The sequence below is a fragment of the Pseudomonas sp. BF-B-26 genome (assembly GCF_019956495.1).
GTDB lineage: Bacteria > Pseudomonadota > Gammaproteobacteria > Pseudomonadales > Pseudomonadaceae > Aquipseudomonas.
This window is the reverse complement of sequence record NZ_JAHBDP010000060.1, coordinates 59,908-74,536: the sequence shown is the minus strand read 5'-3', so window position 1 is coordinate 74,536 and position 14,629 is coordinate 59,908. Positions and strand designations below refer to the sequence as shown.

General features: G+C 61.1%; 14 protein-coding genes. 4 read left to right on the top strand and 10 right to left on the bottom strand.

Annotated elements, in window-relative coordinates:
- Positions 1 to 129: 129 nt before the first annotated feature.
- From KGB03_RS08940 to KGB03_RS08930, 4 genes are all read left to right on the top strand, one after another.
- Positions 130 to 309: a hypothetical protein gene (locus tag KGB03_RS08940; RefSeq protein ID WP_192409462.1), complete on the top strand. Its 180-nt coding sequence runs from the start codon at positions 130 to 132 to the stop codon at positions 307 to 309.
- 208 nt (positions 310 to 517) lie between these two features.
- Entirely contained in the window at positions 518 to 643 is a 126-nt protein-coding gene (locus KGB03_RS31095) for a hypothetical protein (protein WP_256364976.1), read from the top strand.
- 115 nt (positions 644 to 758) lie between these two features.
- The gene (locus KGB03_RS08935) at positions 759 to 971 is read left to right on the top strand and encodes a hypothetical protein (protein ID WP_218534616.1); all 213 of its coding nucleotides are present in this window, start codon (positions 759 to 761) and stop codon (positions 969 to 971) included.
- Positions 968 to 1,225 carry a hypothetical protein gene (locus KGB03_RS08930; RefSeq protein ID WP_192409461.1) on the top strand — a complete coding sequence of 86 codons (258 nt, stop codon included), beginning with the start codon at positions 968 to 970 and terminating at the stop codon, positions 1,223 to 1,225. Before KGB03_RS08935 ends, KGB03_RS08930 begins: the two co-directional genes overlap by 4 nt.
- Positions 1,226 to 1,248: 23 nt before the next feature.
- Here KGB03_RS08930 and KGB03_RS08925 read toward each other — a convergent pair whose 3' ends face one another.
- The 10 genes from KGB03_RS08925 to KGB03_RS08880 all read right to left on the bottom strand — a co-directional run bounded on the left by KGB03_RS08925 (position 1,249) and on the right by KGB03_RS08880 (position 14,382).
- Complete coding sequence (locus KGB03_RS08925; protein ID WP_223526860.1) at positions 1,249 to 1,845, bottom strand: glutathione S-transferase; 597 nt, start codon at positions 1,843 to 1,845, stop codon at positions 1,249 to 1,251.
- Positions 1,842 to 5,483, bottom strand: coding sequence for an AAA family ATPase (locus KGB03_RS08920; RefSeq protein ID WP_223526859.1), 3,642 nt, complete (start codon positions 5,481 to 5,483; stop codon positions 1,842 to 1,844). The genes KGB03_RS08925 and KGB03_RS08920 overlap by 4 nt, the downstream gene beginning before the upstream one ends.
- On the bottom strand, positions 5,480 to 6,724 hold the full coding sequence (locus KGB03_RS08915) for an exonuclease SbcCD subunit D C-terminal domain-containing protein (RefSeq protein ID WP_223526858.1): 1,245 nt from the start codon (positions 6,722 to 6,724) through the stop codon (positions 5,480 to 5,482). Before KGB03_RS08915 ends, KGB03_RS08920 begins: the two co-directional genes overlap by 4 nt.
- Before the next feature lie 155 nt (positions 6,725 to 6,879).
- Complete coding sequence (locus KGB03_RS08910) at positions 6,880 to 8,520, bottom strand: BatD family protein (RefSeq protein WP_223526857.1); 1,641 nt, start codon at positions 8,518 to 8,520, stop codon at positions 6,880 to 6,882.
- The gene (locus tag KGB03_RS08905; protein WP_223526856.1) at positions 8,517 to 10,256 is read right to left on the bottom strand and encodes a tetratricopeptide repeat protein; all 1,740 of its coding nucleotides are present in this window, start codon (positions 10,254 to 10,256) and stop codon (positions 8,517 to 8,519) included. The genes KGB03_RS08910 and KGB03_RS08905 overlap by 4 nt, the downstream gene beginning before the upstream one ends.
- The gene (locus tag KGB03_RS08900) at positions 10,253 to 11,329 is read right to left on the bottom strand and encodes a vWA domain-containing protein (protein WP_218534621.1); all 1,077 of its coding nucleotides are present in this window, start codon (positions 11,327 to 11,329) and stop codon (positions 10,253 to 10,255) included. The genes KGB03_RS08905 and KGB03_RS08900 overlap by 4 nt, the downstream gene beginning before the upstream one ends.
- A complete protein-coding gene (locus KGB03_RS08895) occupies positions 11,322 to 11,816 on the bottom strand; it encodes a DUF4381 domain-containing protein (protein WP_192409455.1) in 495 nt (164 codons plus the stop codon). The genes KGB03_RS08900 and KGB03_RS08895 overlap by 8 nt, the downstream gene beginning before the upstream one ends.
- The gene (locus KGB03_RS08890; RefSeq protein ID WP_008150798.1) at positions 11,813 to 12,757 is read right to left on the bottom strand and encodes a DUF58 domain-containing protein; all 945 of its coding nucleotides are present in this window, start codon (positions 12,755 to 12,757) and stop codon (positions 11,813 to 11,815) included. The genes KGB03_RS08895 and KGB03_RS08890 overlap by 4 nt, the downstream gene beginning before the upstream one ends.
- Before the next feature lie 5 nt (positions 12,758 to 12,762).
- The gene (locus tag KGB03_RS08885; RefSeq protein ID WP_008150800.1) at positions 12,763 to 13,722 is read right to left on the bottom strand and encodes an AAA family ATPase; all 960 of its coding nucleotides are present in this window, start codon (positions 13,720 to 13,722) and stop codon (positions 12,763 to 12,765) included.
- Positions 13,723 to 14,028: 306 nt separating this feature from the next.
- Positions 14,029 to 14,382: a hypothetical protein gene (locus KGB03_RS08880; RefSeq protein WP_218534622.1), complete on the bottom strand. Its 354-nt coding sequence runs from the start codon at positions 14,380 to 14,382 to the stop codon at positions 14,029 to 14,031.
- Positions 14,383 to 14,629: the final 247 nt, after the last annotated feature.

Below are 14,629 nucleotides of genomic sequence, written 5' to 3'. Positions count from 1 at the left end.
GCATCCTTCTATTAATGACGCTGATATCTGCTAATGCTACAAAAGATTTCAAGGCGCCAACCTCGAAGGTTAAGTTTGCTTCACGGCCCCACCGGGCAAGCAAGCCAACTGAATCCGAGGAACACCGCCATGAACTTCAATCTCTTCTCTGTAATCGCCGCTTCCGCAATCTCTGCCACCGTTGCGTTGCCAGCCAGCGCCAACGTTGAAATCAGCGACAAAAAATCCCACGCCCAAAGCTACACCCAGAAATACCTGCAACAGAGCGCCAACTTTTACGCGGCTCTGGATCACAAGACCCAAGGCTGAAATTTGAACCCTGCACCTTTTATGCAGGAGCGAAGTCACTTGAGTGGATCGAGCTGAAAAGCTTTGAGAAACCTGAGTGATGTCGCTCCTGCATAACGCGTTTACGACAGCATTATATTGCCATCAATGTAATGCTTGATATCACATGGCCACACGTTTAAATTTGACGCTGATTTTTTGACTCCTTCTCCTGATAAGGATCGACAGCATGGCAATGCGTCTGGCCGTGGTTCTTCTGTTTCTCTATTCCACTCCCATTCTTTCGGCTGCCCAGCCCGTTACAGACGAGCCGGATGCGGCCCGTGAACGCATGATTAGTTTTATTGAAGACTGAGATAGTTTGGTTTAATGATTAACGAAGCTGATGGTTACTATGGGTAATCCTGAGTGGTTACCACCGGTTTTTTGATCGATTCTGTGGGCATCGAAACATGCCTGCGGAGAACATCATGGCCAGCGCAATCATCACTTCTGCCAAACACGGCGCCTACCTGGCTATCGCTCTTTATGCGGTGCTGGTGCTGGTTGTCAGCCTCTCGCCACAATCGCGTCAACCGCTAGAAGCGCCGATTCAGGTCGCTCGTCCCGGCATTCAGTTTGAACACCGTTCGCAAACCGCGATGGTCGATCAGGCTGAACTCGCGGGAGTCGCCGGGGAATGAAAGGGCACAGACTTTGGGTCATCGCCTTCCTGGCGTTCATGACCAATGGATCTTCCTTGTTGGGGATCGGACAGGGCTCGGCGGGGTCGGTGGCACGGACTATCGAAGCCAATCACAACCTTGCTCGTAACATTGAAACCGCGAAGGCCTTGGGGCTGCTGGCCGGGAATCCGCCAATCGAACGCCAGAACGACTTCTTCGGGCCGTTCCACGTGGATTGCTCGGTATTGGAGATGTGCTCGGTATTGGCCTGAATGCCAGCGGCCACAATGGACCGCTACTTTGCCATTACTCCGATGAAAAGCTCCGACTCCAGAAACCGCTGCAACCAGGCCTGCAAACGGCGATAGGGCGTCTGCCCAAACCACTCGCGATCGACATGGGCGAACTGCCGCACGAACGGCATCAGTGCCACATCCGCCAGGCTCGGATGCTCGGCCAGCAAGAAGTCGCGTCCCTCCAGCAACTCATCGAGCCTGCGCAAAAACACCTCGCCCTCAGCTCGATAAAACTCCATTGGCTGTTCGGGGTATCGCTCGGCGTACTTGTAGCGATTCAGGTGCACTTTGAACACCTGATCGTTTTCTTCGATCAACCCGGCGATGTGTTGCTGCCCGACAGGATCGTCCTTGAGCAACCAATCCTGCGGATCATTCTGCGCCAGGGCCCAGTGCATGATCGCCAGGCTTTCATCGATCACCTGACCGTCGACGCTCAGCACCGGCACCGTGCCTTTGCTCGACAGCGCAAGCATTTCGGCAGGTTTGGCCTTCAGACTGACCTCGACAATGCTCACCGCAACCCCGGAGTAGCGCAGGGTCATGCGCGCCCGCATTGCGTAGGGGCAGCGGCGGAAGGAATACAGCGTATTCATTTCACCTCCAGCGTACTCAGGCCGTTGCCCTGACGGCGGACCTGAATCTGCACCGGAATCCGTTCATGCATTTCCTGTACGTGTGAAATCACCGCGACTTTTCGTCCCTGGGCTTGCAAGCCGTCGAGAGCATCCATGGCCAGTTGCAGGGATTCCGGATCGAGGCTGCCGAAGCCTTCGTCGATGAACAACGATTCGATTTTCAACGTGCTCGATGCCATCGACGCCAAACCGAGCGCCAGGGCCAGTGACACCAGGAACGTCTCGCCGCCGGACAACGAATGCACCGAACGCAGTTCATCACCCATCTCGGTGTCCATCACCAGCAAACCGAGCATGCTGCCGCCACGTTTGAGGCGGTAGCGCCGCACCAGTTGCCGCAACTGAACGTTGGCGTGATGCACCAGCAGGTCGAGGTTGTAGGCCTGGGCGATCTTGCGGAAGGTGTCGCCCGTGGCCGAACCGATCAGGGCATTCAAACGTGCCCAGCGCTGGTATTCGGTATAGGCGTCGGCAATCTGCTGCGCGAGGGCCTGATTGGCGTTTTGCCGGCGCTGATCCTCGGCCTGTTCGGCGCGCAGTTCGGCGCAACGGTGTTCGCTGGCGGTGAACTGGTTTTGCAATTCGGCAAGCGCCGTCGCCAGCTGTTCGAAGTCGAGATTGCCGTTGTGCTGTGCCTGGTGATTGAGCAGACGCTGATCGCGTTCCTGTAACAGGACCTTGGTTTGTTCGATAGCTTTTTCGCTTTGCTGCAATTGCCGGCGCAGTTCGCTGAGCTGCTGGTCGTCGACACTCAGCAGATCTTCCAGACCACCGTCATCCAGCTCCGGATGCAATGCGCGCCATTCGGCAATCTTGCCGCTCAGCTCGCGATCTTCGGTGTCCAGTGCCTGCGAGCGTTCCTGCTGAGCCTTGAGTTCGGCGCCCAGCTGCACCAGCCGCGTGCGCACGGTTTGCAATTCCTGATTGGCCGTGGCTTCGGCATTGCGGGCCTGTTCGACGGCTTGATCCAGTTGCTGCTGCCACTGCTCGGCGCTGGCGTGTTCGCCGAGCAATTGCGTGAGTTTTTGCTGGCAGGCCTGTTGCTGGTCGGCGAGGGCGGTGAACTGCTGGCGGGCCGTTTCCAACTGCTGGAGGCGAGTGAGTTGGCGGTCCTGTTCTTTCTCCAGCGTTTGCTGCCGTTGTTGCTGTTCGCTGAGTTCATCGCGTTGCTGATCGAGTTGTTCCAGGCGCTGGCTGATCTGCCGGTCCAACTGCATGAAGGTCGCGGCCGGCTCGTTGCGCAGCGCTTGCAGCGTATCGGCCGGGAGCAGGGTGCTGAACGCCGTCAACTCCTCGTCCAGACGCTGGCGATCACGGCTCAACTCACGTTGCTGGTTGGCCAGGTGCTGGGCCGCTTGCTGGCTCGCCGCTTCAGCGCTACGCAGTTGCTGTTGAAGGCGCGCGGCGTCTTGCTGCAGGGTGAGCAGGGCGGTTTGCCGTTGTTCGTCCTGAGTGATGCTTTGGTTCAACTGGTTATTTTGCTGCACCAACCAGGCATCGCGTTTAGCCGCATCCTGCGTGAGCAATTGCGCAGACAACGGATGGGCTTCAAGGCTCGGTGCCAGGCTCTGTTGCTGCGTCGCGAGGTGTTCTTGCTGTTGCAGCAACTCCTTTTGCTGAGCAATCACGCCGCCCACTTCAGCGCGCAGGTCAGTGAGCTTTTCTTTCAGCAGGTCGACGGCTTTCTGGGCGTTGGCCTGTTCGCTTTCATCATGCCGGCCAAGGCTCTGCAGCAGGGCTTCGGGCTGATGATAGGGATGGTCGGGACTGCCACAGACCGGGCACGGCTGATCGTCCTGCAACTGCTCGCGCAGTTCTTCGACACTGGCGCTGCGGGCCAGGCGCTGGCGCTCCAGCAGTTCGCGGGTGACGCTCAGGGTCTGTTCGGCAATGACCAATTCGTTCTTGGCTTTCACGCCGTCCTGGGTCAGACGTTCTCGTTCTTGCTGAGCGGTGAGCTGGCGCTGCTGGAGTTCGGACGCGCGCTTGTCCAGTTCCTGCTGACTGGCCCACAGGCGTGTCAGCTCCTCAAAGGCTCGCTGCTGCTTGCGGTTGTCTTGCAACAGACTCCCGAGAATCCGGATCTGCTCGGCCACCGCTTCCGGTTCGGCGCCGGCTTCCTTGTACAGCACTTCAAGGCTCTGGCGCTGAGTGGACAGGTCCTCGGCGGCGCGAGCGGCGCTTTGTTCCAGGGCGGCCAGTTCGGCCTGGCCCTTGTTCAGGCGATTGCCGATCAGCATCAACTGTTGCAGGCGATCACGGTAGGCGTTCCAGGCATCGCTCAAGGGTGCTAGAGGGGTGCTTTGTTCAAGCTCCCCGGCAATCCGCTGCAGACGTTCGGCGACCTGTTTCTGTTGGTCGAGCAGGCCTTGGATCGTGTTTTGGCCCTGAGTGCAGGCCAGTTCCGTCTGCTGCTTGAACTCGGCACTGAGGCTGGCGTCCTTGACCAGACGGGCGAGGGTGCTTTGCTCTTCGAAGGCCTGACGCAGCAGTGGCGCGCTGGTGGTGTGTTGGCCTTGGGCTTCGACGAGTGCCGCCTGCGCGGCGCTCAGGCTGTGTTCGAGTTGCGTCTGGCGCTCGTTCAACTCGGTTTGCTGTTGGGTGTGTTGCTGAATCTGCGCGGCCAGCGGTGTGAGCTGGGCGGTGAGTTCAGTCTTGCGGGCGAACTGGTGCCGTTGGGGGGCCAGTTGCTCCAGGCGAGTCAGCTTCAAACGTTCGCCGGCCAGACCTTCCCAGTGCTGCCGGGCCGATTGCAGCTGCTCGGTGGCGCTCTGTTGTTCGTCCTGCAACTGACGCAAGTCCTTGAGCCAGGTGTGTTGCAGCTCCAATTGCTTGAGTTGCGCTTGCTGGGTCTTGAGTTGTTGCTGTGCCTCGTTGAAGCGTTCATCGAGTTCCGCGCGCGCTTCGGGCGACAGCGGCGTCACGCCGGTGGCCTGGTCCTGCAACAGCTTGTGGGTTTCGCGAGCCTCTTTGGTTTTGTCGAACGCCCGGCGACCGAGGCGCGTATACAGCGCGGTGTCGGTGAGTTTTTCCAGCAGTTCGCTACGTTCGTTGTCGTTGGCCTTGAGGAAAGCACTGAATTCACTCTGGGCCAGCAGCACCGCGCGGGTGAATTGCTCGAAGTTCAGGCCCAGAACGGATTCGAGCTGGGTTTTGAATTCAACTTTCTGACTGGCCAGCAGTTGATCCAGATCGATGTCGCGCAAACTCTGACGGCTGGCTTGCAGCTTGCCGCCGGCCTTCTCCCGGGCGCGATTAGCTTCCCAGCGAGCGCGGTAGCGACGGCCATCGATGCCAACGAAATCGACTTCGGCATACCCTTCACCCGTGCCGCGACGCAGCAATGTGCGGGGGTCGCCAGTGCTGATCTCGCCGTCGGCGTCTGGCGCTTTGGCAGACACCTGGGCATTGCTCAGCCGAGGCACAGCACCGAACAGCGCCAGGCACAAGGCGTCGAGCAAGGTGCTTTTACCGGCGCCGGTCGGCCCGGTGATCGCGAACAGACCGGCGCTGGCCAACGGCTCAGCGGTAAAGTCGATTTCAAAAGGCCCGGCCAGTGAGGCGAGGTTTTTCAGGCGGATCGCGAGGATCTTCATGGTTGTTCGCTCTCCATCTGCACGTCTTGCAACAGCTCGGCGAAGTCCTTGAGGGTTTGCTCGTCGACCTCGCTGCCGTAGTTGTCCTGCCAGGCGCGGCTGAACAGTTCCTGAGGCGAGAGCTGGTCGAGTTCGATCAAGGTCGTGCCGTCATCGACGCCATCGCGGCTGCCGTTGCCAGCGTATTCAGCGGCGATCCGCACCAGCCGCACGGCTTTGCCTTGCAGGGCGGTTTCCACTTGATAACGCAAGTCGGGTTGCGGCTCATCGAGGCGCACCCGAACTTCCAGCCATGGCTGGCGCTGGATATCGGCCAGTAGGTCGATATTTGGCAAATCGGCCAATTGCAGGAGGATTTCCGCCAGTGGCGCGGGACCGATGCGTTGCAGATTCACCGCCCGGGGGATCAGTTTGGGTTCGACGCTGACCAGGGTTTCGCCTTTCAGTGTGATGTCGAGAATCTGGTGCTGATAGCCAATCTCGGAGAACGACAACGGAATCGGCGAGCCGCTGTAGCGGATGCGCTCTTCACCATTGACCTTCTGCGGCTTGTGCAAGTGACCGAGGGCGACGTAACTGATGCTCGGCCCGAACAGGTTGGCGGGCAGCGCTTCGGCGTTGCCGATGATCAGGCTGCGCTCGGAGTCTTCCGACACCGAGCCGCCGGCCATGTGCGCGTGGCTGATGGCGATCAGCGCCTGACCCGGTTTGCGCTTGGCATTGGCCGCTTCGATCAGCCATTCGTGAACCTGACCGATACCGCGCAGGTAGTTGTCGCCCAGGTGCGCGCCGGTTACTTCGGCGGGGCGCAGGAACGGCAGCGCCAGGCACCAGGCGACGGTTTTGCCTTTGGCATCCGGCAATGGCAGCAGCAGGCGCTCAGCGTCGAGTTGGCCATCATCCAGCCACAGCACACGACCCAGCGCATGCGTACGCAAACGCCGCATCAACGGCGCGGGCAGTTCGATCCGCGAGCCGGAATCATGGTTGCCGGCGATCATCACGATGGTCAGCTTCGGCTGTTGTTCATGGGCGCTGACGATGAAGTCGTAGAGACGTTCCTGGGCTTTGACCGGCGGGTTGACCGTGTCGAAGATATCGCCGGCGATCAGCAGCACGTCTGGCTGGTCCAGCTTCAGCTGGCGCAGCAGCCATTCGAGAAAGCAGGCGTGTTCGAAATCGCGTTCCTGGCCGTGCAGGTTTTGCCCAAGGTGCCAGTCGGAGGTGTGAAACAGACGCAAGGTGAACTCCGTAGGAAATAAGGTGATGGCCGCGAGAAAAATGATGGCGGCTAAAGGGGAGGGAGTTTACTGGCAAACACGTTGCAGGTGGTCAACGCCACAATCCTGTAGCAGCTGGCTTGGCCAAGCTGCTACAGGGGATGCGGTGGCAGTGGTTATTTGGGATAAAGCGGCGGCAATCCACTGTCGCCCACCGGATCCTGAACCCGCTCGGCAATCGGAATCGCCTTGATCGCCCGCCACAGGTCTTCACCTTGCCAATGCTGGCCGGTTTCGCTGTAGAGCGCGCCGTTCAAGCCGTCGAGGGCGTCGGACAACGGCACAAAGCGCGCCGCCATATCGGCCAGGGTTTCCGGTTGTTGTCGGGCCCAGGCGTCGAGGGCCTGGCGGGTGGCGTGGGAGTCGTTGGCCTGACAGGCGCGTTTGAGATCGTCGAGCACGGTGCGCGGGCTCGGGCCGGTCTGCGCCGCACGCAGGATCGCCGGTTGCCAGCGGGCGCGCCACCAGAGACCGAAGCCCAGCAGGGTGGTGCAGGCCAGGATCAGGGTGCTGAGTTTCCACCACCAGAGGGCTTCGTTGTCGGCTGCGGAAAAGACTTGGGGCATGCCGGCCGGGGTGTCGACCATCAGGCTCGGGTTGTTCGCCACTGGCAGGGTTTGAGCCGGCAGGCTGCTGTGATCGAGGTGGTCCTCGAAGGTGTTCCACCAGATCACTTCAACCGCTGGCAATTCGATTGCGCCACTGCGCGTCGGGACGAGGGCTTCACGGTCTTCGCGACTGCCGATCAGGCCTCGTTCGCTGTTCTGGTTGCCCAGTACCGGTTGATCCGGGTAGCGCCGCAAGCCGTTGACGTCGGTGGCGGGCAGCGGTGGCAATTGCGAACTGTCCAGCCCCTCAGCCTTTACCGTCAGGCTGCGGGTCAACGAATCACCCACCTGCGCATGATCCGGTTCCGGGTTCCAGCTTTCGCTCAGGCTGAGGCTGCGGGCCGGCAGCCACGGCACGTCAGCCGGGTAGGTGATGGGTTTGGCCTTGACCGTCAGCAGAATCTCGGCGGAGCTGACTCGCATCAATTTGCCGGATTTCGGTGCCTGCGTGGCGGCGTCCTTGGCGGGCTGTGCGTCCACCAGTGCGGCATTGAATACCTGCGGCGGGATGACCAACTCACCGCTGTGTTGCGGGTAGATCGCGTAGCGCATTTCGATCACGCCGTGGCGCAGGCCATTGATGTCTTTCTCATAGGTGCGTGCTTCGCCCAGTTGCTCGATGCGCACATCGGGGATTTGCAAAGGGGGCAGGCTGCTGTCGTCGTACAGCGACACCGAATGGTAGATGCGCAAGGTCAGGATCGCCTGGGCCTGTACGTACACGCTGTTTTGATCGAGACTGGCGTCGATGAACACCGGGTCCCGTTGGGTCGGGCTGTCCTGGGTTTCGGTCTCGACCACTTGCACGGTGATCGGCTGGCTCTGCACGTCACCCAGTTGCAGTGACGGAATCACCACGCTGCCGTTTTGCCGAGGCAGCAGGGTGATGATCCAGCGGGTGGTCGCACGGTTGTCGCCGTTCAGGGTGGTCAACTGGTTGACCTGACGGGTGCCGCGCACGTCGAACGCCGGCTCCAGTGGTGTCAGGTCGGGCTTGCCGAACTGCGTCACGTCGTTGGTTTCCAGGGTCAGTTCAATCGTTTCGCCGCTGTTCAGGCGACTGCGATCCACACTGGCGACCAGCCCCGCAGCCTGGGCCTGAACAGTGCAGATCAGCAGTGCGAGCAAGAAAGTGGTGAAGCGGGTCATCGAGTTTTTCCCTGATCCTGATGTTGTTGCTGTTCATACCAGAATTTGCGCCTGAGCAATTCACCCGGGTCATCCGGGATCTTGCGCAGCCATTGCTCCAGCGCCTGGCGCTGTTCACCGTCGATGCTGTCGTTGGCCGGGCGCATCGGTGGTCGGGTGCTGTCTTCATCCCCCAGCTCACTGCCCGGGACTTCATTGGTGCCGGGTTTCGACGGCGCTTTGCTCTGTTGGTCAGAGTCCGTCGTGGTTGGTTGGCCGTCGGTTTTCGGTTCGCCCTTATCCGACGGTTGCGTGGCCGCGCCCGGCGGCGGTTCTTGCGTGGGGGGCTCGGTCTCGTTGCCGGCGTTTTTGTCCTGATCAACGGGCGGTGGAGTGTTTTTCTGCTTGAGCAGAGTTTCCACCAGCGCTTTGTTGGTCAGGGCGGGACGCAAATCCGGTTGGCGTTCCAGTGCCTGATCGTAGGCATCCAGCGCGGCTTCCAGCTCGCCGCTTTTGGCCAGGGCGTTGCCACGATTGTAGTGGGCGTGGGCGTCGCTGCCTTCGGCGAACCGCTGGGCGGCGCCGCTGTAGTCGCCTGCCTCGTAGAGCGCGACACCTTGCCATTGTCGATCTTCAAAATGCTGCGCCGCCTCGGCCGGGCGCTTTTGCTTGAGCAGGATCAAACCCTGTTGGTCGGGCCGCAGCCACAAATCGTTGAAGTCGAAGGCATAACTCGGTTGTGGCAGCAAAAACAGCAGTGGCAAGCAGAACAGCCAGCCGCGACGACCGGCGCACGCCGCCAGCAGCAGCAACGGCAACAACAGCCAGTAACCCTGATCGGCCCACGTATCGAGGCGCAGGGTATGGCCGTCGTTGCGCAGCGCGCGTGGTCCCTCGAGCAAGCCGAGTGCACGCAAGTCGGCATCGTCCAGGCGCGCGTGGCGATAGCTTCCGCCCAGGTCGTTGGCAAAGGCTATCAGGCTTGGCTCGTCCAGATGTGGCACCAGAATCGCGCCTTGGTCGTCCTTCAGAAAACTGCCGTCCTCCTGGGTGATCGGCGCGCCTTCGGCAGTGCCGATACCGAGCATCAGAAATTGAGTCGATTTGCCGTCCAGCGCCTGCTCAATCCCCTGGCGTTCCAGTTCGGTCAAGGTCGAACCGATCAGCAGGATCCGCCCGTCACCGAGGGCGCCCTGTTTCAGCAGGGCAAGGGCCTTGGTCACCGCCAGGTCGGCGCGATGTCCCACTTGGGGCATCAGCGAAGGCTTGAGGGCATCCAATAGATTACGGCTGGTCGACAGGTCATCAGATAGCGGCACCAGCGTGTGAGCGCTGCCGGCGTAGACGACGATCGCGGTCTGGGCATCGCTGCGGTTCTCCAGCAGGTCGAACAGCTTGCGCCGAGCCTGTTCCAGCCGGCTGGGCGGTACGTCGGTGGCGAGCATTTCCGGGGTCAGCTCAAGGACCACGACCAATGGGTCGGCGGGTTTCTGGCTGGCTTGCTCGACACGTTCCCAGCTCGGCCCAAGCAGCGCCAGAACGGTCAGCACCCAGGCACATCCAAGGATGACCCACGGCAATTTGCTGTCGCGACCGCTGCCACCACTGAGCAGCGCGGCATGGAACGCCGGTGGCAGAATCATCTGCCAGCGCCCGGCGCGTTTCTGCCGATGCCAGAGTTGCCAGAGCAACCAGCCAAGCAATGGCAACAACAGCAACCACCAGGGGCGAAACAAGTACGGCCAGAGTGCGCTCATCGGCGCCTCCGCAGACGCAGGCGTTTCAGCCGCTGGCGCCAGTCGGGCAGTTGAGTTTGCAGAAGGTCCTTGGTGAACAGTCGCCGCAACGGGTTGTCCGGCCAGCGCTCGCGAACAACCAACAGCATGCTCAACAGCAACGCCAGCGCCAAAGGCCAGTGGTACAACGCCTGGGCCGGGCGGGCCTGAGTCGGTTGCTGGGTCACCGGTTCCAGTTGGTCAAGGGTGTCCTTGATCGCTTGCAGTTCCTTGCCATCATGGGCGCGAAAATACTGGCCGCCCGTGGCTTCGGCGATCGCCATCAAGGAGGGTTCGTCGAGGTCGAGGCTCGGGTTGACCCCCAGGAAACCCAAAGTGCCGCTTTGCTCCGGATCGGCGCCGATGCCGATCGGGTAGATTTTCACGCCTTCGCTAGCCGCCAGCCGCGCAGCCGTGAGCGGGTCGATTTGGCCACCGTTGTTGGCGCCGTCAGTGACCAGAATCAGTACGCGACTTTGTGCCGGGCGTTGGCGCAGGCGTTTGAGGGCCAGGCCGATGGCATCGCCGATGGCGGTGTTCTTGCCGGCGATGCCGATCCGCGCCTCGTCGAGCCACACGCGCACCGTGTGCCGGTCGAACGTCAGCGGTGCTTGCAGATACGCCTGGCTGCCGAACAGGATCAGGCCGACGCGATCGCCATCGCGACTTTCAAGGAAGTCACCGAGCAAGTGCTGAACCAGGGTGAGTCGACTGACTTCTTCGTCCTGCCATTGCATGTCGGGGAAATCCATCGAGCCGGACACGTCGACCGCTACCAGCAGATCGCGACCGCTGGCGGCGATGGGCAGCGGTTCGCCAAGCCATTGCGGGCGCGCCGCCGCGATCAGTAGCAACAGCCACAGCAGAATGAACGGTGCCTGTTGGCGCCAGGCCGGCAGGTTGGCCCGGGCGCGGCGGCGGACCAGGCCTTCGAGGTCGCCGAGGAAACTGACTTTGAGCGCCGGCTCGCCACTGTCGGCGACAGGCAGCACGATGCGCATCAGCCAGGGCAGCGGCAACAGGGCAAAGACCCACGGCCAGGCGAACTCAAACATGTTTACGAATCCAGGTGTCGACCGCTTGAGTCAGGCCGGCGATGGCCTTGTCGTCGAGTTTGCATTCGGGTTTGTAGGCGCCTTCGACCAGCACCATCCAGCGGGTCAGGCCGGCGGCCGGGCAGCGATTGTCGAGGAATGCCAGCCATTTGCGCCCATTGAGGGTGTGGCTCTGGCTGTAGGGGTAATGGTTGCGGCACAGGCGTTTGAGCAAACCGTTGAGTTGCTGCAACCAGGCACCGGCCGGCGCGCCGTCGTAGGGTTTGGGCATCCGCGCGAGTTCTGCCAGCGCGGCGAGGCGCACCGGGTCCAGCGGTTGTTCGGCGCGCACGATCGGGCGTTTGTTCGCAAAGAAGTGCCTGGCCTTCCACAGACCGAAACCAATGAACGGCACTAACACCAGCAACAGCCACCAGCCCGGTGCCGGTGGCCAGAATTCGATGGGTGGCGGGGAGATCAGCGGTTGCAGTTGATCGAGGCTGCTCATCGGCCTTTCCCCGGTTTCTGCGGGTTCAGGTATTCGCGCAATTGTTCAACCATTTCGCTCTGGGTGCTCAGGGGCATCAGCAACACCCGCAGCTTCTGCGCGAGCAATTCCCAGCGAGCGAGGCGCGCTTCGGCCTGGGCGCGATAGGTCTGGCGCAGCTCGAAATTCAGGGTGTCGAGCTCCAGTTGCGCACCGCGTTCGGCAAAACGTAAAAGCCCGGCGGCGGGCAGGGCGTGATCCAGCGGATCGGATACCGGCAGCAGTAATAGATCGCAATGCCGCGACAACAGGCTCAGCTGCTGTTCGGCGCCCTCGGTCAGGGTGCGTTCGTCGCAGATGATGATCACCAGGCTGCCGGGACGCAGTACTTCCCGGGCGCGACGCAGGGCAATGTTGAAGGCGTCCCGGTCCGGCTCGTTTTCCGTGTGCAGCGACTGATTGACCCGCACCAGCCGGTTGAGCAATTGCAGCAGGCTCTGTTTGCTGCGTCGTGGCTTGATTTCATAGTGCTCGTTGTTGCCGAACACCAGTCCGCCGACCCGATCGTTATGACCCAGTGCGGCCCAGCCGATCAGGCTTGCTGCCTGGGCGGCGAGCACCGATTTGAACATCAGCCCCGAGCCGAAAAACAGTCGGCGGCTTTGCTCGACCATGATGAAAATCGGCCGCTCCCGCTCTTCATGGAACAGCTTGGTGTGGGGTTCCTGGGTGCGGGCGGTGACGCGCCAATCGATGCTGCGCACGTCATCGCCGGCCTGATAGACCCGCACCTGATCGAAGTCCACCCCGCGCCCGCGCAGTTTGGAGTGGTGCAGGCCGATCAGCGGGCTGCGCTGGCTCGGTGTGGAAAACAGTTGCACTTCACGCACGCGATGACGCATCTCGATCAGTTCGGCGAGGCTGACACGGATGCCCGGCTCGGGCGGCAGGATGACGTTCATCGGGGTCAAGCGACGGCTACGACGTCGAGAATCCGCTGGACCACCCGGTCCTGGTCGATGCCCGCGGCTTCGGCTTCAAAGGAAAGAATGATGCGGTGGCGCAGTACGTCGAACAGCACAGCTTGAATGTCTTCCGGGCTGACGAAGTCGCGACCGGCCAGCCAGGCGTGGGCCCGGGCGCAACGGTCGAGGGCAATCGAGCCGCGCGGGCTGGCGCCATAGGCGATCCACTCGGCCATCTCCGGGTCGAACTTGGCCGGGGTGCGGGTGGCCATGACCAGTTGCACCAGGTATTCCTCCACGGCATCGGCCATGTACAAGCCAAGGATTTCCTTGCGTGCGGCAAAAATCGCCTGCTGGCTGACCCGGCGCTCGGGCTTGGTTTCGCCGTTCAGCGCTTCGCCACGGGCCTGTTGCAGGATCCGACGTTCGACGGCGGCGTCCGGGAAGCCGATTTTCACATGCATCAGGAAGCGGTCGAGCTGCGCTTCGGGCAATGGATAGGTGCCTTCCTGCTCGATCGGGTTTTGCGTGGCCATCACCAAAAACAGCGGCGACAGCTCGTAGGTGCTGCGCCCGACGCTGACCTGGCGCTCGCCCATGGCTTCGAGCAGGGCCGATTGAACCTTGGCCGGGGCGCGGTTGATTTCGTCCGCCAGTACCAGGTTGTGGAAGATCGGGCCTTGCTGGAACACGAAACTGCCGGTTTCCGGGCGATAGATTTCCGTACCGGTGATGTCGGCCGGCAACAGGTCGGGGGTGAACTGGATGCGATGGAACTGTGCTTCGATGCCTTCGGCAAGTTCTTTGATGGCCTTGGTCTTGGCCAGGCCCGGAGCGCCCTCGACCAGCATGTGGCCGTCGGCGAGCAAGGCGATGAGCAAGCGCTCGATGAGTTTTTCCTGGCCGAGAATCTGCGTTGAAAGAAAGGTTCGCAGCGCTAGCAGCGCTTCACGATGTTCCATCGATGACTGTTCCTGGAAAGGGTGACCGAAGACGTTCGAATAACGCCAGGGCTGGGGGCGTTACTTTAATCTATCGCGGGGGGCGGCGACTAACGGCATTTTGTGCAAAGTGCAGGAATTGATTGGCGAGATTGTTTGAATTTTGTAGGACTCAGAGGGTGATGGTGTTCTTTCGGGCCTCTTCGCGAGCAAGCCCGCTCCCACATTGGAATTGTGCTGGACGCAAATTTTGCATCCGCAGGAGATCCCCTGTGGGAGCGAGCCTGCTCGCGATGAGGCAGGTTCAGGTACCCGAGACTCAGGGGCTCAGAGCTGACTTATGTAGGTGCCAGTACCCTTGAGGATGTTCTGCAGTGTTTCTTCCACTTCCGCCAAGTCGCTCGCATCAGTGCTGTGAATGATTTCCAGCGAATCATCACCATTGAGCGCATCGGCGTCAGCAGCAGCGATTTCGATCAGCAGGCGGGTAGCGCTGAGGGTGACTTTTACGCCGTCCAGCGTCGAAGGCTCGTCGCCAAGGCTGATGTCCAGCGCGTCCTCGTCCGGGTAGCGGGTCATCAGGAACATATCGCCCTGATCGCTGTGGCAGCAGAGCATGGCCATGTTGTCTTCTTCGTCGTCGCACGGGTTGACGATCAAGAGGGCGGTGGTCATTTGCATGGGGAATTCCTGGCTCGACGAGCGTTGTGAAGACGAACAAAGGGCGATTCTGCCAGCCCTGGGGAATTTCTGCTCGCCTGAGTGTCTGAGGATGTGTCGTGAACATCTGGGGTATTGCTGGTCATTTCTGGTACGGATGTGCCGCTAAACCGGGCTTAAACCCCCCGTTTTGCCGTGTGGCTGCTAGTGTTGTTCGATGCACAAGGCGCAAGCTGCGTACCGATGACCGAATATGTCGCAGCGCTGC